Origin of the sequence: Serratia inhibens (assembly GCF_003591175.1) — a bacterium.
Taxonomy (GTDB): Bacteria; Pseudomonadota; Gammaproteobacteria; order Enterobacterales; family Enterobacteriaceae; genus Serratia; species Serratia inhibens.
In genome coordinates this window covers 111,260-130,832 of record NZ_QYYG01000005.1, presented here as the reverse complement: position 1 = coordinate 130,832, position 19,573 = coordinate 111,260, and the positions used below count along the sequence as shown (strand labels likewise).

25 protein-coding genes are annotated in these 19,573 nt (G+C 56.5%); 8 read left to right on the top strand and 17 right to left on the bottom strand.

What is annotated here, in order from left to right; genetic code table 11:
* Positions 1–4: 4 nt before the first annotated feature.
* From aroL to D4100_RS16650, 3 genes are all read right to left on the bottom strand, one after another.
* Positions 5–529 (bottom strand): shikimate kinase AroL, encoded by a 525-nt coding sequence (aroL, locus tag D4100_RS16660; protein WP_006321212.1) that lies wholly within the window; start codon positions 527–529, stop codon positions 5–7.
* 117 nt (positions 530–646) lie between these two features.
* Positions 647–1,165, bottom strand: a complete 519-nt coding sequence (locus tag D4100_RS16655; protein WP_119804810.1) for a GNAT family N-acetyltransferase — start codon at positions 1,163–1,165, stop codon at positions 647–649.
* Positions 1,166–1,261: 96 nt separating this feature from the next.
* The gene (locus D4100_RS16650; protein WP_119804809.1) at positions 1,262–2,377 is read right to left on the bottom strand and encodes an ABC transporter substrate-binding protein; all 1,116 of its coding nucleotides are present in this window, start codon (positions 2,375–2,377) and stop codon (positions 1,262–1,264) included.
* Positions 2,378–2,589: 212 nt separating this feature from the next.
* On the opposite strand from D4100_RS16650, the gene D4100_RS16645 reads away from it, so the two are divergent.
* Entirely contained in the window at positions 2,590–3,051 is a 462-nt protein-coding gene (locus D4100_RS16645) for a GNAT family N-acetyltransferase (protein WP_119804808.1), read from the top strand.
* Here D4100_RS16645 and D4100_RS16640 read toward each other — a convergent pair whose 3' ends face one another.
* Both D4100_RS16640 and D4100_RS16635 read right to left on the bottom strand, forming a co-directional pair.
* Entirely contained in the window at positions 3,052–3,609 is a 558-nt protein-coding gene (locus D4100_RS16640) for a class I SAM-dependent methyltransferase (RefSeq protein WP_006321216.1), read from the bottom strand.
* Positions 3,610–3,856: 247 nt separating this feature from the next.
* On the bottom strand, positions 3,857–4,141 hold the full coding sequence (locus D4100_RS16635) for a YdgH/BhsA/McbA-like domain containing protein (protein WP_006321217.1): 285 nt from the start codon (positions 4,139–4,141) through the stop codon (positions 3,857–3,859).
* A gap of 310 nt (positions 4,142–4,451) precedes the next feature.
* Here D4100_RS16635 and D4100_RS16630 point away from each other — a divergent pair, with 310 nt between their 5' ends.
* Positions 4,452–5,633, top strand: coding sequence for a low temperature requirement protein A (locus D4100_RS16630; protein WP_119804807.1), 1,182 nt, complete (start codon positions 4,452–4,454; stop codon positions 5,631–5,633).
* Between the two features lie 40 nt (positions 5,634–5,673).
* Here D4100_RS16630 and D4100_RS16625 read toward each other — a convergent pair whose 3' ends face one another.
* Positions 5,674–7,035, bottom strand: a complete 1,362-nt coding sequence (locus D4100_RS16625; RefSeq protein ID WP_006321230.1) for an esterase-like activity of phytase family protein — start codon at positions 7,033–7,035, stop codon at positions 5,674–5,676.
* Positions 7,036–7,481: 446 nt separating this feature from the next.
* Between D4100_RS16625 and aqpZ the strand changes: the two genes are divergently transcribed.
* Positions 7,482–8,177: an aquaporin Z gene (aqpZ, locus tag D4100_RS16620; protein WP_004949160.1), complete on the top strand. Its 696-nt coding sequence runs from the start codon at positions 7,482–7,484 to the stop codon at positions 8,175–8,177.
* 89 nt (positions 8,178–8,266) lie between these two features.
* Here the strand turns inward: aqpZ and D4100_RS16615 are convergent, their stop codons facing one another.
* Positions 8,267–9,037 (bottom strand): class I SAM-dependent methyltransferase, encoded by a 771-nt coding sequence (locus D4100_RS16615; protein WP_119804806.1) that lies wholly within the window; start codon positions 9,035–9,037, stop codon positions 8,267–8,269.
* Between the two features lie 180 nt (positions 9,038–9,217).
* On the opposite strand from D4100_RS16615, the gene D4100_RS16610 reads away from it, so the two are divergent.
* From D4100_RS16610 to D4100_RS16600, 3 genes are all read left to right on the top strand, one after another.
* Complete coding sequence (locus D4100_RS16610; protein ID WP_119804805.1) at positions 9,218–10,003, top strand: helix-turn-helix transcriptional regulator; 786 nt, start codon at positions 9,218–9,220, stop codon at positions 10,001–10,003.
* A gap of 125 nt (positions 10,004–10,128) precedes the next feature.
* Positions 10,129–10,875 (top strand): DUF2076 domain-containing protein, encoded by a 747-nt coding sequence (locus D4100_RS16605; protein ID WP_006321233.1) that lies wholly within the window; start codon positions 10,129–10,131, stop codon positions 10,873–10,875.
* Between the two features lie 98 nt (positions 10,876–10,973).
* Positions 10,974–11,525, top strand: a complete 552-nt coding sequence (locus tag D4100_RS16600; RefSeq protein ID WP_119804804.1) for a GNAT family N-acetyltransferase — start codon at positions 10,974–10,976, stop codon at positions 11,523–11,525.
* Here the strand turns inward: D4100_RS16600 and D4100_RS16595 are convergent.
* The 5 genes from D4100_RS16595 to D4100_RS16575 form a co-directional block, all read right to left on the bottom strand.
* The gene (locus tag D4100_RS16595; RefSeq protein WP_006321235.1) at positions 11,522–11,776 is read right to left on the bottom strand and encodes a hypothetical protein; all 255 of its coding nucleotides are present in this window, start codon (positions 11,774–11,776) and stop codon (positions 11,522–11,524) included. The genes D4100_RS16600 and D4100_RS16595 overlap by 4 nt on opposite strands.
* Before the next feature lie 87 nt (positions 11,777–11,863).
* The gene (locus D4100_RS16590; RefSeq protein ID WP_043912974.1) at positions 11,864–12,328 is read right to left on the bottom strand and encodes a thiol-disulfide oxidoreductase DCC family protein; all 465 of its coding nucleotides are present in this window, start codon (positions 12,326–12,328) and stop codon (positions 11,864–11,866) included.
* A gap of 70 nt (positions 12,329–12,398) precedes the next feature.
* Positions 12,399–12,731, bottom strand: coding sequence for a hypothetical protein (locus D4100_RS16585; protein WP_119804803.1), 333 nt, complete (start codon positions 12,729–12,731; stop codon positions 12,399–12,401).
* 175 nt (positions 12,732–12,906) lie between these two features.
* Entirely contained in the window at positions 12,907–13,533 is a 627-nt protein-coding gene (ycaC, locus tag D4100_RS16580) for an isochorismate family cysteine hydrolase YcaC (RefSeq protein ID WP_119804802.1), read from the bottom strand.
* A 124-nt stretch (positions 13,534–13,657) separates the two neighbouring features.
* On the bottom strand, positions 13,658–14,539 hold the full coding sequence (locus D4100_RS16575) for a pirin family protein (protein WP_006321240.1): 882 nt from the start codon (positions 14,537–14,539) through the stop codon (positions 13,658–13,660).
* 126 nt (positions 14,540–14,665) lie between these two features.
* On the opposite strand from D4100_RS16575, the gene D4100_RS16570 reads away from it, so the two are divergent.
* The gene (locus tag D4100_RS16570; protein WP_119804801.1) at positions 14,666–15,574 is read left to right on the top strand and encodes a LysR family transcriptional regulator; all 909 of its coding nucleotides are present in this window, start codon (positions 14,666–14,668) and stop codon (positions 15,572–15,574) included.
* Here the strand turns inward: D4100_RS16570 and D4100_RS16565 are convergent, their stop codons facing one another.
* The gene (locus D4100_RS16565; RefSeq protein WP_119804800.1) at positions 15,575–15,958 is read right to left on the bottom strand and encodes a VOC family protein; all 384 of its coding nucleotides are present in this window, start codon (positions 15,956–15,958) and stop codon (positions 15,575–15,577) included.
* A 1-nt stretch (position 15,959) separates the two neighbouring features.
* Positions 15,960–16,742, bottom strand: a complete 783-nt coding sequence (locus D4100_RS16560) for a DeoR/GlpR family DNA-binding transcription regulator (protein WP_119804799.1) — start codon at positions 16,740–16,742, stop codon at positions 15,960–15,962.
* Positions 16,743–16,916: 174 nt separating this feature from the next.
* On the opposite strand from D4100_RS16560, the gene D4100_RS16555 reads away from it, so the two are divergent.
* The gene (locus D4100_RS16555) at positions 16,917–17,534 is read left to right on the top strand and encodes a hypothetical protein (RefSeq protein WP_006321245.1); all 618 of its coding nucleotides are present in this window, start codon (positions 16,917–16,919) and stop codon (positions 17,532–17,534) included.
* Between the two features lie 34 nt (positions 17,535–17,568).
* Here D4100_RS16555 and D4100_RS16550 read toward each other — a convergent pair whose 3' ends face one another.
* The 3 genes from D4100_RS16550 to pagP form a co-directional block, all read right to left on the bottom strand.
* Entirely contained in the window at positions 17,569–17,832 is a 264-nt protein-coding gene (locus D4100_RS16550; protein ID WP_119804798.1) for a putative hemolysin, read from the bottom strand.
* Positions 17,833–17,945: 113 nt separating this feature from the next.
* Entirely contained in the window at positions 17,946–18,431 is a 486-nt protein-coding gene (locus tag D4100_RS16545) for a YjjA family protein (RefSeq protein ID WP_006321247.1), read from the bottom strand.
* Between the two features lie 182 nt (positions 18,432–18,613).
* Positions 18,614–19,207 (bottom strand): lipid IV(A) palmitoyltransferase PagP, encoded by a 594-nt coding sequence (pagP, locus tag D4100_RS16540; RefSeq protein ID WP_119804797.1) that lies wholly within the window; start codon positions 19,205–19,207, stop codon positions 18,614–18,616.
* Positions 19,208–19,573 lie beyond the last annotated feature (366 nt).

The window sequence follows — 19,573 nt, the reverse complement described above, 5'->3', positions numbered from 1 at the left end:
TGGATTATTTTACCGTTTCGCGCTGCAGCGCCGAGAGGATTTGTTCGACCACCTGCTGTGGGCTGCCGGTGCCATCCATGACGAAGTGCGCTGCCTCCTGATACAGCGCTTCACGCGCCGCCAGCACTTCCAGCATTTCTTCGGCAATAGGACGGCCGGTGAGCGTTGGGCGCTGCGCGTCCTGCGGATACTCTTCCAACCGCTGCGCCAACACGCCCGCAGGCGAACGCAGATAAATCACGGTGCCGTGCTGGCGCATGAAGCGACGATTCTCTTCCGCCAGGATCACGCCGCCGCCGGTGGCAACTACAGTTGACGGTTGAGTCACCGTTTGCAAGGCAATGCTTTCACGGTGGCGAAAACCCAGCCAGCCTTCATGTGCGACCATTTCCGCCACGCTCATTTGCGCGGTCTGCTGCATAAACAGATCGGTATCGGTGAATTGATAGCCCAGTGCCTGCGCCAACGCGCTGCCCACCGTGGTTTTACCGGCTCCGCGAGCGCCTACCATGAAAATGGTTTGTGTCATTACGGGTTGTCCCTTATACGGTGACTTGAGTGCATTTGTACGCCTGAAAACCGGCGCGCAGATCGTGCGATGGCGTGGTTGCTTGCATCATACCGCCATCAGTCTGTATTTCAATATTTACGATAGTGTAAATTCCATTGCACAGCGGCTACCGGCAACAAATCCCTGCGCCGCCTCTTCGGCAAGCCGTTGCCGCAGCGGCAAGCTGAGCCGTTCGGCGGTGATTTGCCGGAATCCTAACCGCTGGTAGTAAGGCGCATTCCAGGGCACGTCGATAAAGGTCGTCAGCGTCAGGCGCTCCGCGCCCTGCAATTTGGCCTGTGCGGCAACCTCGGCGATCAAACGCCGGCCAATACCCCGCCGTTGCCAGTTGGCGGCCACCGACAGTTCGGCGATGTGCCAATCCTGCTGCTGCGGCAATATGGCGATAAACCCGGCCGCCTCACCCGACGCGCTTTCAGCCAACCATTCCCGCTGATGCTGAATAAAATCAGCATGCTGTTGCCGGCTCATGACCGGGCCATCGGCAAGAAAACGCCACGCCGGTTGCTGCAGAAACAGCTGCGCCGCCGAGCGCTCAATGGCGATCAGTTGGGTGATATCCTGCGGTTGCGCTAAACGAACAGGCAGACTCATCGGGTTCTCCTTAACGGCCGGGCGGCGATATAACCCAACGTAGGTATCGATGCGCAGGCCGCCAGAGGCCGTGCGCACCGGTAACCACGTTTGGCGTTATTCGTTATTCAACCGGCTCCAGTAGGTGCCTGAGAAAGGTAACGGCAAAAATTGCTGGTATAGCTGCTTAAAGGTCTGCTGCGGATTGATGTCTGCAAACAGATCCGGATAGAAGGCTTTGGCGAACATTTCGACCGCCACGACGTGATACGGGCTGAGATAGAAGTTGTGCCAAATACTCCAGGCCTGGTGATTCTTTATCGCTTTCAGGTTGGTGAGCATCGGCTGTTTTTGCATGATCATGCGGAAGCTTTCATCAGCCTCCTGCTGGGTAACCAGCGGCCCAAGGCGCAGATCGGAAAAACGCTTGCCCTGTGGCCCGGCCATGCCGGTGGCGATGTAGATGTCGGGATTGGCAGTCAGGATGGTTTCCGGATTCAGCTCGCCGTACACGCCCTTGATGCTGGCGTTGGCGATATTGTCGCCGCCGGCAAAGGCCAGCAGATCGCCAAGATTGCCATGCGCCGCAGTGGTGCAGCAGGTCTCGCGCCGCCCGAGGTGCAGATGCAGCATCACCTTGGGTTTGGGCCCCTGGTAGCCGGCCAACCGCTGCCGGATCACCGCCATATGCTGCTGATAGAAACTGATGAACTGCGCCGCGCGTTGCTGGCGGTTGAGTACTTCGCCCAGCAGACGCACGCTCGGCACGGTATTGTTCAGCAGATCAACCCGCAAATCGACGTAGATTACCGCAATACCGGCCTTGTTCAGTGCCGTTAGCAGAAAATCACTGTCGCCCTCTTCGCGCGCGTAACGCGGGAGGATCACCAGATCCGGCTTCAGTTGGATCAGGTTTTCGACGTTAACCTGGCGGAAATTGCCCTTGCTGATGGAAGGGATCGCCTTGATCTGCGGGAATTTTTGCGCGTAGAGCTGCCAACTTTGCGCATCATAACGCGCCATGTCTTCCGGCCAGCCGACGACGCGCTGGGCAGGGTTGCCCGGCTCCAGCAACGCCAGGGTATAAAGCATGCGGCTTTCGCCCAACACGATGCGCTGCGGGTTATCCGGCACGTCGACCTGTCGGCCGGTAATGTCGGTGACCATTTTCGCCTGGGCGCTAAAAACGCCGAGCAACAGGGAAAGCAGCAGTAAAACGAAAGGATTGCGCATGAGTGGGCCGGGGGCAGCTAAAAGATGGGTGCATGATAATTACTCTCATTAACAGTTTCAATTGATAACGCGCGCAGGGCAGGACAAATCCACCGAATCACCGTGTTTCGGCGCCGATAAATGCAAAACCGCCGTAAATGTGGTTTTCTACAGTAAAAATCGGCCGCTAAATCGATAAAAATGACGAAATGGGGAAAACCAGAGGAGCACAGATGAGCCAACGTATTGTTTCGCTGACGGAATGCCCGCAGTACAGCGATGTTTGCGCCGCATGGGCCTTTGGCCAGTGGGGGTCACAGCGCGGCGGCTCGCTGGAGCGCACACGCCAGCGTTTTGCCCTGTGCACCCAACCGAGCGAAGACTATGTCACCCTGTTAATACTCGATGGCGAATGCCCGCTGGGCATGGCCAGCCTGTGGCCAAGCGACGATCATCAACGACGGGATCTGTCCCCCTGGCTGGCGGGGGTTTTTGTTCATCCTGACCACCGGCGTCAGGGCATTGCGCAGCGTCTGGAAGAGGCTATCGTGCAATTGGCCCGCCAACGCAACCATCCCGTCTTGCACCTGATCACCGACAAATCAGAGGTACTGTATGCAGGCTGGGGTTGGCAAACTATCGAACGCCGCCGGCAATATGATGGCGAAGTGGTGGTAATGGAGAAAAAACTGTAGCTAACGCGGCGTGCAGATGTACACCAATGCCGGCGGGAAGTTACGCACCACTCGCACCCGCTTCCAGTGAAAATAGCGCGACAGCAGTTTTTCCGACAGGTGGCTGTACTGGAACAACACCAGAGTGCCGCCACGTGCCCGCAAGCGCTGCCGGGCTTGCTGCAGAATACGGACGCTGATTTTAACCGGGATCGACAGCAGCGGCAGGCAGGAGAACACCACATCATAGTCGCGGGCCATCTGTTCTGCGGAACGGTCCATAACCTGCAGACGGCGATCGTCAATCTTGCGCAACTGATGCACAAAATGAGGCTGGATCTCAAACGCCTCGAGCGAGGCATCGGCACGCATGCGCCCAAGAATGCGTTTGGTGAGCACCCCATCCGCGGCGCCCAGCTCGGCAATCGACAAGGCGCCAGTCCATTCGATCTGATTCAACATCGCCTGGCACAGCCAGGGGGAAGAAGGCGCCAGGGTGCCAATGGTACGCGGTGAAGCCATAAACTGCTGGAGATAAGAGAAGTGGTTCTTCAGTTGCAGCCGTGTCGCATTTAACATTGGGGCCTCCGTTAGGTTGAGTAGCCACCAATCTGCCCTCAATTTCTTAAGTATTCATTAACATGAATCCGAAAGCCATCGAAACAGTTGTAATAAAATGCGACCAGCAGGCGCCAAAAACGCGAAACGGTTGCAACAATAATCTTAGGGTAATCAAACGATAGCATTACCGGTCAGATTATCTTCCGCAACCGTTTATTTTATCGGCCACCCGGCGGCGGCCAAATATTTATTTTCAACCCACTTTTTAACGATAAATTTCTGCATTACCACGCCAGTTGCTGGAATCTCCCGGGTTGTCCAGGGCGATAATACGGTAATGGCTTGCGCCATCCGCCGCGGCTTTTTCTTTCAGTGCATGAACCGCGTCGCCCGGTGAACCGCTGATGCCGGAAACCGACACCACACCGATGCTCTGCAGGTTGCTTGCCTGCTCGCTGTCAATCTGTTTTACCGCTGACAGTGGCGCGGCGAAAGAGGAAAATGAAGCGGCTGCGATCAGGACTGCTGCGATACCAGGTAATAGTTTCATGATTAACTCCAGATGTTTTTTGTTTATTTTCTCTATCAGTGGAGTTAATTATCCGCCAGGCTGTGCAAAGCGACGTAATTCAATGTAAAGAACATCAATCATTGTGAGGTAAATAAGGAGGAATTGCGTACACCGATGTCCTGAAAGAATAACTCTGCGCTTGCTGAGAAAAGGTTACTGCTACCCGGCTGAAATTAAAAGCCCGTTGTTCACCCTAATATAAAAACCTTAATTTTTAAGAATTTTCTTCCCTCAGCGTCCCCCTGAACTACGCTGTTTTCTGAAGGTTATCACTTTAGAAGGACTCTCTATGTCGCAAACCTTACTGCGTGTGCGTGATGGTCGAGGCGCTTCGGTTTCGTTCTCGGAACTGTTATTCGATCTGATCTACGTTTTTGCCGTTACTCAACTTTCCCACTATCTGCTGCACCACCTGACGCTGACCGGTGCGCTGGAAACCTTGTTGCTGTGGTTTGCCGTTTGGCTGGCGTGGCAATACACCGCCTGGGTGACCAACTGGTTTAATCCGGATACCCGCCCCATTCGCATCCTGCTGTTCGCCATCATGCTGCTGGGGTTGTTCGCCGCATCCGCGCTGCCGCAGGCGTTTGGCGAACGCGGGCTGATGTTCGCACTGTTCTACGTGGCGATTCAGGTGGGCCGCTCCTGGGTGGTCCTGAACCTGCTCGAGGCCGATCACCCGCTGAAGCAAAACTTCCGCCGTATTTTGGGCTGGATGTGCATTTCGGCGGTATTTTGGATCCTGGGCGGACTGGCGGAAGGCAATGGCCGTCTGCTGCTGTGGGCGCTGGCGGTGCTGTGCGAATACGTTTCACCGATGTTCGGTTTCCGCCTGCCGCTGCTGGGCCGCTCCGACAGCAGCAGTGAATGGACCATAGAAGGTCATCATCTGGCGGAGCGCTGCCAGCTGTTCGTGATCGTGGCGCTGGGGGAAACCATTCTGATTACCGGTTCTTCCCTCAGCGAAATGGAAACCTGGACAGCGCCGGTGCTGATCGCCTCGCTGGTGGCCTTTATCGGTAGCCTGGCAATGTGGTGGGTCTATTTCGATACCAGCAGCAAAGCCGGCAGCCACGCCATCAGCCAGGCGGAAAATCCCGGCCGGTTGGGTGCCAACTTCCACTATGTACACGTGGTGCTGGTCGGGGCCATTATCGTCTGCGCCGTCGCCAACGAACTGGTGATTGCCCATCCCGACGGCCATATCAGCAATGTGACGGCAGCGGTGTTGCTCCTCGGTCCGGCCATTTACCTGCTCGCCAACGCCTTGTACAAACGGCTGGTGTATCGCCGCTTCCCGCTGTCGCATCTGCTGGGCCTGATCGCGCTGGCCGTGTTGACGCCGATAGCTTACCTGACCGATTTGCTGATGGTGAACGGCCTGACCACGCTGATTATGGTGGTGGTCGCGGTGTGGGAGAGCATCTCGCGGGGCAGAACGCCACAGCAACAAAACGGCGCGTCCGTATAACAAACGCGGACAGGGGGAGCCATTCCCCCTGTCACGGCGGTTACTTCAGCGGTTGCGGCAGTTTCAGCACCCACAGTTCGCTCAGTGATTCCGGCTTATCCAGCGGCCGCAGTTCGATGCTCGTCGACACGGCTTTACCGTCAAGGGACAAACCTCCCTGCTTATCCAACTGGTAATCGCCGATTTTCTTGCCCTTGGGCTCAGCGTTCACCAATTTGGCCTGCAGACCAAAATCGTTATCGTTAATCACCGCCAGCGTGCGATCGTCGATCAGCGTCAGCCCTTCCACTTTTTCCTGCTGCCAACCCAACTTGCGCAGATCCGCCACTTCGCGCTTTTGCGCCAGCTTCACGCCGCGCTTGGCGAGATCCTTCGCATCATCAAACTCCAGCGCTTTGTCCTTGCCGTCGAAGGCCGTCAGATCGGTCGCCTGGCTGAGATCGACCAGGTAGATTTTGTTCATCATCTGCTTGTCTTTATCGCTGCCCTGTTCAATCAACAAGATATGCTGGTTGTCCACCGCCACGATGTCGCCGACTTTGGCATCCTTGGCCTTGTTATAGCTGTCGATATCAATCGGGTAGCCATACATCGCCGTTTTGCCGCTGGCCGGATCAAAACTGACCAGGCGAGTAAATTGCGCTTTGTTCTTGCTCTTGCCGTCGACGTCCAGCGTGCTCTGCACCGCCGCCAAAATGCGGCCATCCGGCAGGCGGGTGATGCCCTCGAAACCCCGGTTCGGCTGGCGCCACTTGATAATATTCGGCAAGCCACCGGCCACCGCCTGCTCCCCTTTCTGCGGTGCAGGGCCGTATTTGGCGAGGATCTTGCCTTTATTGTCGATATGGATCAGGAACGGGCCATATTCGTCGCATAACCAATAGCCACCGTTACCGTCGGCCGTGATGCCTTCGGTATCCAGCCCGCGCCGATCGCTCGGCAAGGTTTTGAGCGTATCGCTCAGCGCCACTTCGTTGGTGGACCCAATCAGCCCGCCCGGCAGCGGCAGCCCGCTGACAGGCCCCTGTTCATCATGCAATGGGCGCTGATTGCCGGCCACGGCTTTCCCGCCGCCGACGCGAATATCCATCAGCAAGGGAACGAACTTCGGGTTGGCAAAGATTTTGGCTTCCTGTTCACCGACCGCAGGTGCATCGGCGTTAGGGCCGCGATCGGTAACGGTAGTCAGCAACAGTTCATTGCCCTCACGCCCATTGAACACCAGGCCGGAGCCGATACCCACCGGTAATCCCTGCGGAAACTGCTTGGCGAAAGCGCCCTGATAGCTTACGTGCTCACCGCCGGGAAAGCCGACGACATAGCGCTCCACCTCAACGTCGGCGGCATAAGAGATCAGAGGAAACAACGAGGTGATTAACAACGAAACCGGTTTTATTTTCATGGTTATGGCTCAGAGTCAAGGGAGTGAAGTTCGCAGCTTGCTAAGGTATTAACCTGGTGTGACATTCTGATGACAGCCCCGCTAATGTCATGAATCCTGGTGCTAATTCAACATGGCAAATAGGAATCAACAATTAACCCCGGCGAATTGAATGGAAAAATCAGGTGGAAAATTAAATTCTGCAAGGGTCGATTTCCGCTAAAAGCAGACCTGACACTTAAGCTTAGGGTAAATTCTCATAAGAAAGATAAAAAATAAGCAAACGCGCGCAAAAACGGATAAATATAGCTAAAGTCGCATAGACAAAACTAATTCACGGGGATTTAATACCCGCCGTTATTTAAGGTGCATTAAGAAAATCCTGATAGAAACCTGCATTAATCGAGAAAGGTGTTCTATAGTTTTTAGTGCTAACGATCGTTAGTATTTTCCGTAGGATGGAGTTTATGTCAAAGCGACTATTTGCTGAATTTTTTGGCACATTTTGGTTGGTGTTTGGTGGTTGTGGCAGTGCAGTATTAGCAGCAGCATTTCCACAACTGGGTATTGGTTTTGCCGGTGTGGCACTCGCTTTTGGTCTTACCGTAGTCACAATGGCGTATGCCGTTGGCCATATTTCTGGCGGGCACTTTAACCCGGCCGTTACCGTGGGATTATTTGCCGGCGGCCGTTTCCCGGCCAAAGACGTGATCCCTTATGTGATCGCTCAGGTGATCGGCGGCATCGCTGCAGCGGCCGTGCTGTATTTGGTTGCCAGCGGTAAAGCGGGCTTTGATCCAACCGGCGGCGGCTTTGCCTCCAACGGCTACGGCGAACATTCGCCGGGCGGCTATTCTCTGCAATCCGCCATTGTTATCGAATTGGTCCTGACCGCATTCTTCCTGATTGTTATTCACGGCGTGACAGATAAACGTGCGCCGGCAGGGTTTGCCCCTTTGGCTATCGGTCTGGCATTAACGCTGATTCACTTAATCAGCATTCCGGTAACCAATACTTCCGTTAACCCGGCGCGCAGTACCGGTGTGGCAATATTCCAGGGCACCTGGGCATTGCAACAGCTTTGGGTATTCTGGCTGGTGCCGTTAATCGGCGGTGTCGTCGGCGGCCTGATTTATCGCTGCCTGCTGGAAGACAAGAAGTAATTGATACCCTGTCAGGGCAGCCATTATATCCAATGAATTTCAGATTGAAGTCTGAAAAACGAAGGGGATATTGGCTGCCCTGGCGTTATTTATCCTCTGACTACTTCAAACATCATAATGTCGCTGGTGAAGGACCCGTCAGGTTGAATGGCGAAGTGCTGAAGCACGTCTTCAGAAACCCCCTGCTGCAAAGCGCGAATGGCGGTAACGAAATGCTCCGGCGTACGCATGCGCGCCACCCAACTGCCGAACTCAAGATACAACCGATCCGAAGTCACTTCCCGCACCACCAGCCCAGCCTCAGTCAGCAGACTCAGCCATTCACCCGGCGCATAATTGCGCACATGCGAAGTGTCGCGCAGCACCTCAACGGTTTGCAGATAAATATCCAACAGCGGGTGCCCCGGTGACACCACATCCATAAAGATCGCTACGCCGCCCGGTTTCAGCACGCGTTTAACTTCGCGCAGCGCCTGGCCCACGTCATGCCAGTGGTGTGCCGAATAACGGCTGATCACCAGGTCAAAGCCGGCATCGTCAAACGGCAGCGATTCCGCCACGCCCTGCTGTACCTGAATATTGTTCAGCCCTTTATCCACGGCCGCCTGGCTCACTACCTCCAGCATCTGCGCGGACAAATCATAAGCCACCACCTGAGCCACTTTCGCCGCCGCCGTAAAGCTGGCGTGCCCGGCCCCGCACCCCAGATCGAGCAGCCTGGCACCGGCGTGGGGCTCCAACAATGTTGCCAGACGCTGTAAATCTTTACCCTGCGCATGCACCGCGCTGGTCAGGTAGGCGCTGGCCTGCTCACCGAACTGACGATCGACCGCATTTTTATGGCTGTTGCTGATGCTCATATTTGCTCCTGTTATTGTCGGGCTTGCGCCCGTGCCGGGTGGCTTTCTATTAGGTGTCTCTCGTCATTGCACCTGAGCGCCGCTGGCGGTCATAAACAATTACGGGATACAACCCACTATAATCAGGCTGATATACGGGTACAATATAAGCAGTTATCCTAGTATGAACAGGTACCCCCTATGCAATCCGAAGCCTTATCAGGCCCCAAAGCCCTCGGTGCCTTTCTGCGGGCGCACCGCGAGCGCATCACGCCAGACATGCTGGGGCTGCCCAGCGCCCCGCGCCGCCGCACCAGCGGCCTGCGTCGTGAGGAACTGGCACAAATCAGCGGTATCAGCGCCACCTGGTATACCTGGATAGAGCAGGGGCGCGAGGTGTCCATCTCTCCACATACGCTGGCGCGCATCGCCAAAGCGTTACGCCTGGGGCATGCCGAACGTCACTACCTGTTTACCCTGGCGCGGGTGGCCGATCCCGAGCAGGAACAGCATCAGGACCTCGCCAACAGCGCCGTTTTGCAAAGCGTTTACCAGGTGGCTGCGCCCTGCTACCTGCTGGATCTCACCTGGAACATCGTTGCCTGGAACCCGCAAGCGGAAACCCTGTTCAGCGGCTGGCTGGGCCAGGCCAAGACGCCCAATCTGCTGCACTTCATGTTTTTCCACCCGCTGGCGAAGAACCTGGTCAGCGATTGGGACGATCGTGCACGGCGCGTAGTGGCCGAGTTTCGCGCAGAAACCAGCCACCACCAAAATACCGAAGCGATGCGCGCCTTCGTGCGCAACATGACGCACAACAGCGAAGCCTTTAATCACTGGTGGAAGCAGCATGACGTGATGGCACGCGAAGGCGGCGAACGGGCGTTTACTCATCCTCTGCAGGGGGCGCTGCGCTATCGGCAACTGACGTTTCATCCGGCGGAAAACAACACACTGAAGCTGGTCATGCTGATCCCTTTGCCGTAACTGGTAACAAATTCATAAACAGGTTTACTCACCATTTATTTATTGGTTCACACAAACGCGCTAGGGTGATAGCTACCGATGATAATCATCATCCAGCTTTGTTATTTATCTCCTGAGGTAACCCTATGCAATCTGAAGAACAACGCCTTATCGATGGTTTGTTTGGCCGCTTGAAAGAAGCCGAGACCAAGACGGGCCAGAGGGATCTCCAGGCAGAGCAGCTCATCAACCAGCATATCCGTGAACAACCTTCTGCACCTTATTACATGGCGCAGGCGATGATCATTCAGGAAGCGGCGCTGAAGCAACTGGACCAGCGGGTAAAAGATCTGGAGAACCAGATTGCCCAGCAGCAGCAAAATACCGCCAGCCAACAGAGCAGTGGCGGTTTCCTGGCCGGGTTGTTCGGCGGCGGCAATCGCAATACGCCAAGCCCGCGCGACCAGTACCAGGCGCAACAGCAAAATAATGCGGCCTGGAACAATCAGCCGCAGGCGGGTTATGCCCCGCAGCAGCCACAACAAGCGCCACAGCAGGCGGCTGCACCTTCTCGGGCCGGCGGGTTCCTCGGCGGCGCATTGCAAACTGCGGCTGGCGTGGCCGGCGGCGTGGTATTGGCCGACATGCTGACCGGCATGTTCCGCCATTCGCAGCCGCAAGAGATTGTGAACATTATCGACGAAACCCCGGCACAGCCTGTAGATGACAGCGCAATGAAAGATTTTGACGCGTCCAACAACCTCGACACTTTTAACAACGGCGATAATCGCTTCCTGAATCAGGACAACGGCTTCCAGAACGCGGGTTATCAAACCGACGACAGCGCCGATTTTTCGGATGACGACTACAGCGACGACGATTCGTTTATCTGATCCTGCCCCCTCTCCGCCCGGAGAGGGGTTTATGTTTCCTCCCCCGCGCAGTTGGTCTACAGTTAAACCTGCCCAATCACAGCAGGTTACGAGAAACCATGCCCAAGATGACCCCTACCGATCCCTATGTCAGCGCCCGCCTGTTGATGCGCCCGCCAGTGGCCGACGATCTGGCCAGGTTTTACGCCATTTTCGGCGATCCGGAAACCCAACGCTTCAACCCCGCCGGCCCCGTTGCCAGCGAAGAACAGGCGCGGCAGATCCTGACCGAACGGATCGAGAAATGGCGGCAGCACGGCTATGGCTCCTGGGCGATCGCGCTGCGTGAACGGCCGGAGTGGATTATCGGCTTCGGTGGGCTGTCGTGGCATCCGCTCGGCGCACAGCGCACGGTGAATCTGGGTTACCGCTTTGATACGCAGGTATGGGGGATGGGATTGGCCACGGAAATGGCATTGGCTGCGCTCGAATATGGTTTCGAACACCTGGGGCTGGATGAGATTTCCGCCACCGTGCGTGCAAACCATCAGGCCTCACGTCACGTGTTGGAAAAAGCGGGGTTGCGTTTGGTAGATACGTTAAACGATGTGCCTGACGCCGAGCCAAGCCTGATTTATACCCTGATGCGCAGCGACTATCAGGGCGGTTAAACGGAAGGATCGTCGTTGATTTCCGCCAGTACCCGGCGATAGGATTTCACTTTCTTGCGCTTCTTTAACCAGATGCCGGTGGAAACCATAAAGATCACCCCAGACATGGCCAGCACGCCAACCGGATGGCCATAAAACACCATCAGGGTAAAGTAAACGGCAGAAACGATCGCCACCCATTTCGCCGAATTCCCCACGGCGTTCTTTTCGCGGGTTAAACGGCGGAGATGCTCTTCTTCACTGATTCCCATATGCGCTCCTTTTTGGGTTTAATGCTCAATTATATGGGGCCAGACTGCTGATATTTCAATCGATTAAAGAGTAAAGAAGCGTAAAGCTCAGCGGGAGCGGCGGGAACCGGAATGCAGATAGCGCCCCGGCAGATCGGCGCCGGGCAAGACGGTGCCGTCATTGCGGCCAAATAGCCGGTAGCGATTGCTCGCCACCGCATTGTAAACCCCGTCGGCCAGCCGTTGCGGCAGAAAACGCGCCAACGCCAACAGGCGAAATGGCCAACCAAGCTGGCGCAACGCCTGAAAAAACGCCGCCGAGCGCAGCCAATGGCACCCCTGCTCAAAATAAACGATGGAGTCGACACGATCAGTAGGCAACCCCAGCCAGCTCAGGATCGCCTGCCCTTCCGCCGATTGCACCGTCGCCAACAGGATTTTGGTTTGTCGATCGGCGCGGATCAGAAATCTCACCAACCCGTGGCAAAGGTTGCATTCGCCATCGAATAACAGCACCCGATCGCCAGGCCGTAGATAAGAAGAGAGATTAGGGGGGAGCTTTGGCGAATTCATCCTGCCTCCTGAAGTGATCACCCCAGACTAACGCGCATTCCCCCCCAGAACCAGCAGACTGATGCAGCGCTTAAGGGGCCGACGGTGCTGGCGGTGTATCCGGCAATGCCACGACCGAGATTCGTACCTCATAATGTCTGGCGCTGCCGGCCGGGATCACCGAGGTCAGCTTATTGATGGTTTCGGTCGGGTTATCGCTGGCAGAGGTGGCGCAGAACAACTCCCCACCGTGACAGAAGCCTGGCTTCGGCATATGTCCGCCCGGGAAAGGCGGCAGACGGAAGTCTTGCCCTGCCGGCGGCGCATTTTTATCTGTCGGAGCCGGAGCGGAAAGCGCGCTGACGCTAAACAGCGTCGCAGCTGCCAGGAAAGGCAGCGCCAGTACTTTGCATGCATTTTTCATGATATTGACCTCATTTGCCGGGATTGGGTTTAACCTACCCCGCCCCCGGCAGATGAGAAAGCCGCTTTTCACGACCTTTTCACACCAATGATCTTTGCTTACATCCTGGCGCCAACGTGATCAAAGCTTAAGGATCTTGTAAAGACACATCGGTATTTGCATCCCGCTCGTAGTCTTATTTACCGCGAGTCAGCGTGCTGTAGCTGGTCATCAGGTTACGGTAGTCCGGGATATGGTTGGAGAACAGCGCGCCCAAGCCTTCCACATCGTTACGCCAGTCGCGGTGCAGCTCGCAGGCCACGCCGAACCAGGTCATCAGCTGCGCACCTTCGGCTTCCATGCGGCTCCAGGCCGACTGACGCGTCAGCTCGTTGAAGGTGCCGGAAGCGTCGGTGACCACAAACACCTCAAAACCTTCGCTGAGAGCGGACAGCGCCGGGAACGCCACGCACACCTCGGTGACCACGCCGGCGATAATCAGCTGTTTGCGGCCGGTGGCTTTCACCGCTTTCACGAAGTCGTCGTTATCCCAGGCGTTAATCTGCCCCGGGCGTGGAATAAAAGGCGCATCAGGAAATTGGGCCTTCAGTTCCGGCACCAGCGGGCCGTTCGGGCCATCTTCGAAACTGGTGGTCAGGATGGTTGGCAGGTTGAAATACTTCGCTAAATCCCCCAGTGCCAGTACGTTGTTTTTAAAACGATCGGGATCGATATCACGTACCAGTGAAAGCAGCCCTGCCTGATGATCCACCAGCAATACGGCGGCCTGATCCTTGTCGAGGCGTTTGTAATTTGCAGTCATGGTTTACTCCTGTTGGGTTTTGATTGTTGCGGGTATATGCGTCCCCGACCGCAAAGCCAGGGAACACAGAAGTTTAAGTGTAGTGCCTGACCCGGAGAACTTGTTCCGGGCCAGGAGGGATGGCTTAGCTCGTCCCGTACTTTGTTGCCATGGTGCCGAACTTGCCGCCGTTGAAATCGCTGAAAGCCTGCTGGATTTCCGCGTCGCTGTTCATCACGAACGGGCCGTAGCCGACGATAGGCTCATCGATCGGTTCACCGCTCAGCACCAGCAAGGCGACATCATTATTGGCTTCGATAGTGATCGAATCGCCCGCACGGTCAAACCTGACCATTTGGGTTTCGCGCACCACTTCCTCGCCGTTAACATGAATGGCGCCGTGCAGCATCACCAACGCCAGCGTATGGCCTTCTTCCACCGTCAATGTAGTGGTATGGCCGGCGTTCAGCTTCATGTCCCACACATTGAGCGGGCTGAAGGTGCGAGCCGGGCCGGCGTGGCCGCCAAAATTACCGGCAATCACCCGAACCTGCCCTGCGCCGTCCGCCAGCGGAACCACCGGAATATCCGCATTCAGCAGCGTCTGGTAACCCGGTTCGGCCATTTTGTCTTTGGCCGGCAGGTTGACCCACAGCTGTACCATTTCCATGGTGCCGCCGTTGCGCGAGAAATCCCGTGAATGGAACTCTTCGTGCAAAATACCCGAGGCGGCGGTCATCCATTGCACATCACCGGGGCCAATCACCCCGCCGCTGCCGGTGGAATCGCGGTGCTCCACTTCGCCCTGATACACGATGGTCACAGTTTCAAACCCGCGATGCGGGTGCTGGCCAACGCCACGGGTGCCGGAGGCAGAGCGGAATTTGGTTGGTGCAGCATGATCCAGCAGCAGGAACGGGCTCATTTCCGCCCCCAGGTCGTTATAGGAGAACAGCGAATTCACCAGGAAACCGTTGCCGACCCAATGGGCTTCAGGGCTGTTGTAAATACCGAGGATCTTTTTCATCTTGAGCTCCTGTTCCAGGTCTCTCGACCTTAGGTTGATGCCAGAAGTCTAATTGATCGTCATTTGCCGCAGTAGTAGGCAAGATGTACACTCAGCGTTCCATAAATAGAACGATAAGGACGGGCGATGTTCACCGATTTGAACGATCTGTTTTATTTCGCCAGCGTGGTCGATCACCAGGGATTTGCGCCTGCCGGCCGGGCGTTGGGCATCCCGAAGTCCAAGCTCAGTCGCCGCGTGGCGCTGCTGGAAGAGCGTCTGGGCGTGCGCCTGATTCAACGTTCAACGCGGCGTTTCTCCATCACCGAAGTCGGCCAGAATTACTACGTTCACTGTAAGGCGATGTTGGTGGAAGCCGACGCCGCGCAGCAGGCCATTGAGCAAACCCGCGCGGAACCCTGCGGCACGGTGCGCATGTCTTGCCCGGTGGCGATCCTGCATACCCGCGTCGGCAGTATGGTGGCAGCCTTTATGGCCGATTACCCCAAAGTGACGGTCCATCTGGAAGCCACCAATCGCCGGGTGGACGTCGTGGGCGAAGGCCTGGATCTGGCGATCCGCGTGCGGCCACCTCCGCTGGAAGACAGTGATCTGGTGCTGAAGATCCTGGCCCAACGCATCTGGTACATCGCCGCCAGCCCCGCGCTGATGCGGACCCTTGGCCCGGTGCAACGGCCTGAAGAATTGGATAAATACCCGACGCTCGATCTCGGGCCGGCGCGGGCACAGCACCAGTGGCAACTGACCGGGCCGGACGGTGAGAAAGTGGAATGGGAACACCGGCCGCGGCTGGTTACCGACGATATGCTGATGCTGCGTACCGCAGCTATTGCCGGCGTCGGCATTGTGCAGTTGCCGTCGATGATGATGCGCGACAACATGCTGCGCGGTGAGCTGGTACCCTTGCTACCCAACTGGCAACCGCAGGGCGGCGTAGTGCATGCGGTCTACCCGTCACGCCGTGGGCTGCTGCCGGCAGTGCGGCTGCTGCTCGACTATTTGGCCCAGCAGTTCGCGATCCTCGAAGAAGAGTGATCAGGCGGTAATTTCGATGGCATTGCCGTCCGGATCGCGGATGATCGCCTCATAAAAACCATCGCCGGTCCAGCGCGGCGGCGCCTGCAGGATCCCTTCCTGCCGGGCCCGCTGCGCCAGCAAATCGACCTGACCCTCGTCGCCGACGGAAAGCGCGATATGTGCCCAGCCTACGCGCTCATTGGTCTGTTCCGCCGGCAGCAGATCCGGCAGGCGCATAATTTCCAGCTGCGGGCCGCAAGCCAGGCTGACAAAGCGGGAAACAAAGCCCGGGCGGTTGCGGCTAACGTATTCTTCCCCGGCAACGCCGTTGAAATAACGCTGCCAGAACGCCACCTGAGCATCAATATCGCGGGTCCACAATGCAACATGGGCTATTTTCATCTCAGTCTCCGTTAGGGAAATCACTGTAGAGCACCTTGCCACCGCCGCGGATCACCTGCTGTTCGAGCTGCGGATGCTCGCCGCTTGCGGTAACCAGATAATCGACTCGCCCGGCGGGCAGGAAGGTATAAGGGGCGTAGGTATTGAGCTTGTCGCGGGTACAAAGCACCGCTACGCTGCCGGAGCGCGTCAACAGACGCTGTTTGAACTGGGCATCCTGGTAATTCAGCGCCGAAAAGCCGCTGGCCGGGTCGTAGGCGCAGATGCCAATAAAAGCCATGTCAAAATGAAAACCGTCAATTTCCTGAGCGGCTTTGGCGTCCACGCACCCCCCCACGTCGGCATCCAGCTCACCGCCGATTAAAATCGTGCGGATCCCCGGCCGTTCCAGCATTTTACCGGCGATGGACAGCGCGTTAGTGACGAGGGTCAACCGCTGGTCACGTGGCAGCAGGTCAGCCAGATACAGATGGGTGCTGCCGGCATCAAGAAAAATGATCTGCCCTGGTTTCACCAGATCCCGCGCGGCCAGCGCCAACGCTTGCTTCTCATCACCGCTTAACTGCAGCCGTTCACTCACCGGCCCGGATGCCGGCGTGGGCGCCAACGCGCCGCCGTAAATGCGCTTGCACAGGTTTTGCGCCGCCAACTGACGCAGATCGCGCCGAATGGTCGCTTCGGTAGTATTCAGGCGCTCCGCCATTTCAACCGCCAATACCCGCCCTTCGCGCTGCAGGGTGGCGAGGATCGCGTCATGGCGTTCGTTGGGTAACAGTTTCGACATTTTACGGCTCGAAGATGAACAATTGATCACAAATGTACACAAACGAACAAAATCGTACAACACGCGAAGGGAAGAAAAAATGCCGGGGAGGGATTTTCGTCGGTGAGATGTTGGCTATACTGAGGCAAGCATCGTTACCGCAGAACGTAACGGCTTGGGTGCTAAGGGAAAAAGATGCTATCGAAAATCGCGAAGTGGTTATTTCAATTACCGGGCAGGCTGTTTGGCCCCATCTTCAGGAATCGCCTGACGATTTTTATCTTCTTTATGCTGATTGCCGCTGGAGTGTTCAGCGCCAAACGCTATCTGCGCGCACATCAAAGCGATGATGAATTTGTGACGACCACCCCCACCGATTACAACCGGACTATCCAACGCGAAATGCCGCTGCGCGAAGCACGTGAACAGTGCGGCGGGCCGCTGCACGACAATGCAGGGCAAACCTGGCCGTCATCGGCCGGCTATCTGCATCAACCGGAACGCCTGACCGGTACCGGCTTGCATCGTCTGACGCTGGACAATCAAGGCAACGATTTTGCGGTATTGGTCAGGCTGGAAACGCCCACAGCACCGCAACAGCTGGCGGAGGTGTTCATTCCCGCCGCCGGCAACTTCGATGTCAAAATCGATTCGGCTGTGGAACACGTTATGAAAATCAAGAACATCAAGAGCGGCTGCAACTTCCGCTCCAGAGCTTTCGCCCTGGGCAAAGACAGCGATTGGCGGATGCCGCTGGAGATGCACGCGAACAGCGGCATCGAGTTCCAATCCATCAGCGATCGCGAGTTCTGATACGGCGCCAGATAAATGCCCGACGCCGTAAAGCTTACTTCTTAACAGGGTGATCACGGCGGAACAGTTCCCAACTCTCGATTTCCTGGCCGTTCGGCAAGGTGCAGGTGGCATACTGGCCGTCGGCGTTTTGCCTGGCGTTCAGCTTGCCGCCGAGTCCGGTGCAATAAACGTCTGCCGGGTTTGCCATCCCAATAGGTTTCACCTGCGGTGGCGGCGGCGCTTCAGGAGATTTCATCGCGCAACCCTGTAACAGCGTCACCCCTGCCAGCAGGGAGATCATCAGAATTTCTTTCATTTTTGCTCTTATAAACCCCGATGAATTTCAAGTCGTAGCCAACAACGCTGCGGCTTGAAATTCATCGGGGAAATAAAAACGGCGGATGGCCGTAGCCACCGCCGTTCAGGCTATCAGGAAATAAAGGACGCGCCCTGTTTGAGCACCAGATCGCAGGCTTTTTGCTTCACTTTGTCGGTGATTTGCGAAACGCCCAGGTTGTTCAGATCCAGGCTCTTGCCTTCGCCGGTTTTCAACAGACCGCCCAGCCCTTGCTGGTAATCCTGGCTCTTGGCGTTTTCCGTGCTGCTGATACCCAACTTGCTCAGCAATTTGTCTTTCACCGCTTCGGTGCCATTGGCCGACAGTACATTATTTTTCACGCAATATTGCAGGATGCCGGCGGCGTTGGTCATGCTGCCGGAGCTCAGCGCCTTATCGCCGCCATTCAGCAGGCCGGTCAGCGAAGACAGCGAGGTGCCGCCGGTGTTGCCCCCTGACTTGCTGAGTTCACCGGCGGCGCTGCTGATGGAATCCATCAGTCCGGCAGCCTGTGCTGCCCCGCAGGTCATAGCCGTGGTCAAGGTCAGCGCCAACAGTAAACGATGTTTGGTGTTCATGAGGGTAAAGCTCCTGTGTATTTCGCGATAGCGGCGCGCTAAGCGCAATGCGCCGGGTCACCTCTTCCGACGCCACGGCTGCCGACAAGTTCCGTTTATCTGTCGCGGCGGCCATTTTTCAGAATTCAGGTCATTTTTGGCGGAGCGAATAGCGGGCTGCGGGCCAAACGGCCCGCCGGGGATCAGAACTGCCAGCGCAGCCAGGCGAAGAACACGTTGCCGTTGTTGTAAGTGCCGGGAATATAGGTCGCCTGGAAGGTCAGCTGTTTATACCCGATCGACGCCAGCGGCAACGGCGCCGGGATAGGAATGTAGTTCCAGTTGTCCCGCGCGGTAATGCTGGCGGTAAACCCCAGCCCCAGGCGGAAATCCTTGTCATCCAGCGGCCGCCAGATTTTCTCGTAAGCGTAACCGCCGATGGGTTCCCATTTATTGAATGAATCTTTGAACACCATCAGATAGAGGCCATGCCAGTCTCCGTCGCTATCGTAGCGCGAGATGCCATAACCGCCGCCCCAGGGGCGCTCATTGTACTTGTCGATGTGCTCGTCATCGTAAGTCCAGCGGTTATGCCAGGTGATGGCCGGCAGATAGATGTCTTTATTCGGCGAGTTATTCCAGGTTTCCGACACGTTATCGGTGAAACGCTGCCACAACCCCGGTTTTTCAGCCTGTACGGAATTGCTATTTCCTGCACCAACCTCTGCGTAAGAAGGTAGTGCAGGAAACATCAATGCCACCGTGCAAGCCAAAATTGTCCGTTTAAAAAACATCATAAAGCTCCTGTAAAATTAAGGCCGGGGATTCTTACCGATCACATTGGCAAGATCAAGCTGTATCTTATTTATCCAACATATTTTCCCTGTCCTGTTGTCACTTGGTTAAGTTTAGCCATCGGCAAGGCGTATCCCCCCACAGGTCCTATTCCGGGCGCTCAGCCTACTGCCCGCCAAATACTCCGTCTGTCGGAAAACTCCGCAATAATGGAAGACTCCACGGCAGGAGACGATCTTCGTTTTCACGCAAAGTGTAGCGAAATCGTTACTCCCGCCTGAGGGGGAAATGTGATGGCCCCCCCATTTGCAACTGCGGCTGAAAGCCCACTTTGCAGGCCGCCCCGATAAAATCGAGGCCCGTCAGAA

What these genes read in the sequence shown, in the direction of transcription:
- aroL (WP_006321212.1), bottom strand. Translation starts at nt 529, where the DNA reads ATGACACAAACCATTTTCATGGTAGGCGCTCGCGGAGCCGGTAAAACC.
- D4100_RS16655 (WP_119804810.1), bottom strand. Translation starts at nt 1,165, where the DNA reads ATGAGTCTGCCTGTTCGTTTAGCGCAACCGCAGGATATCACCCAACTG.
- D4100_RS16650 (WP_119804809.1), bottom strand. Translation starts at nt 2,377, where the DNA reads ATGCGCAATCCTTTCGTTTTACTGCTGCTTTCCCTGTTGCTCGGCGTT.
- D4100_RS16645 (WP_119804808.1), top strand. Translation starts at nt 2,590, where the DNA reads ATGAGCCAACGTATTGTTTCGCTGACGGAATGCCCGCAGTACAGCGAT.
- D4100_RS16640 (WP_006321216.1), bottom strand. Translation starts at nt 3,609, where the DNA reads ATGTTAAATGCGACACGGCTGCAACTGAAGAACCACTTCTCTTATCTC.
- D4100_RS16635 (WP_006321217.1), bottom strand. Translation starts at nt 4,141, where the DNA reads ATGAAACTATTACCTGGTATCGCAGCAGTCCTGATCGCAGCCGCTTCA.
- D4100_RS16630 (WP_119804807.1), top strand. Translation starts at nt 4,452, where the DNA reads ATGTCGCAAACCTTACTGCGTGTGCGTGATGGTCGAGGCGCTTCGGTT.
- D4100_RS16625 (WP_006321230.1), bottom strand. Translation starts at nt 7,035, where the DNA reads ATGAAAATAAAACCGGTTTCGTTGTTAATCACCTCGTTGTTTCCTCTG.
- aqpZ (WP_004949160.1), top strand. Translation starts at nt 7,482, where the DNA reads ATGTCAAAGCGACTATTTGCTGAATTTTTTGGCACATTTTGGTTGGTG.
- D4100_RS16615 (WP_119804806.1), bottom strand. Translation starts at nt 9,037, where the DNA reads ATGAGCATCAGCAACAGCCATAAAAATGCGGTCGATCGTCAGTTCGGT.
- D4100_RS16610 (WP_119804805.1), top strand. Translation starts at nt 9,218, where the DNA reads ATGCAATCCGAAGCCTTATCAGGCCCCAAAGCCCTCGGTGCCTTTCTG.
- D4100_RS16605 (WP_006321233.1), top strand. Translation starts at nt 10,129, where the DNA reads ATGCAATCTGAAGAACAACGCCTTATCGATGGTTTGTTTGGCCGCTTG.
- D4100_RS16600 (WP_119804804.1), top strand. Translation starts at nt 10,974, where the DNA reads ATGCCCAAGATGACCCCTACCGATCCCTATGTCAGCGCCCGCCTGTTG.
- D4100_RS16595 (WP_006321235.1), bottom strand. Translation starts at nt 11,776, where the DNA reads ATGGGAATCAGTGAAGAAGAGCATCTCCGCCGTTTAACCCGCGAAAAG.
- D4100_RS16590 (WP_043912974.1), bottom strand. Translation starts at nt 12,328, where the DNA reads ATGAATTCGCCAAAGCTCCCCCCTAATCTCTCTTCTTATCTACGGCCT.
- D4100_RS16585 (WP_119804803.1), bottom strand. Translation starts at nt 12,731, where the DNA reads ATGAAAAATGCATGCAAAGTACTGGCGCTGCCTTTCCTGGCAGCTGCG.
- ycaC (WP_119804802.1), bottom strand. Translation starts at nt 13,533, where the DNA reads ATGACTGCAAATTACAAACGCCTCGACAAGGATCAGGCCGCCGTATTG.
- D4100_RS16575 (WP_006321240.1), bottom strand. Translation starts at nt 14,539, where the DNA reads ATGAAAAAGATCCTCGGTATTTACAACAGCCCTGAAGCCCATTGGGTC.
- D4100_RS16570 (WP_119804801.1), top strand. Translation starts at nt 14,666, where the DNA reads ATGTTCACCGATTTGAACGATCTGTTTTATTTCGCCAGCGTGGTCGAT.
- D4100_RS16565 (WP_119804800.1), bottom strand. Translation starts at nt 15,958, where the DNA reads ATGAAAATAGCCCATGTTGCATTGTGGACCCGCGATATTGATGCTCAG.
- D4100_RS16560 (WP_119804799.1), bottom strand. Translation starts at nt 16,742, where the DNA reads ATGTCGAAACTGTTACCCAACGAACGCCATGACGCGATCCTCGCCACC.
- D4100_RS16555 (WP_006321245.1), top strand. Translation starts at nt 16,917, where the DNA reads ATGCTATCGAAAATCGCGAAGTGGTTATTTCAATTACCGGGCAGGCTG.
- D4100_RS16550 (WP_119804798.1), bottom strand. Translation starts at nt 17,832, where the DNA reads ATGAAAGAAATTCTGATGATCTCCCTGCTGGCAGGGGTGACGCTGTTA.
- D4100_RS16545 (WP_006321247.1), bottom strand. Translation starts at nt 18,431, where the DNA reads ATGAACACCAAACATCGTTTACTGTTGGCGCTGACCTTGACCACGGCT.
- pagP (WP_119804797.1), bottom strand. Translation starts at nt 19,207, where the DNA reads ATGATGTTTTTTAAACGGACAATTTTGGCTTGCACGGTGGCATTGATG.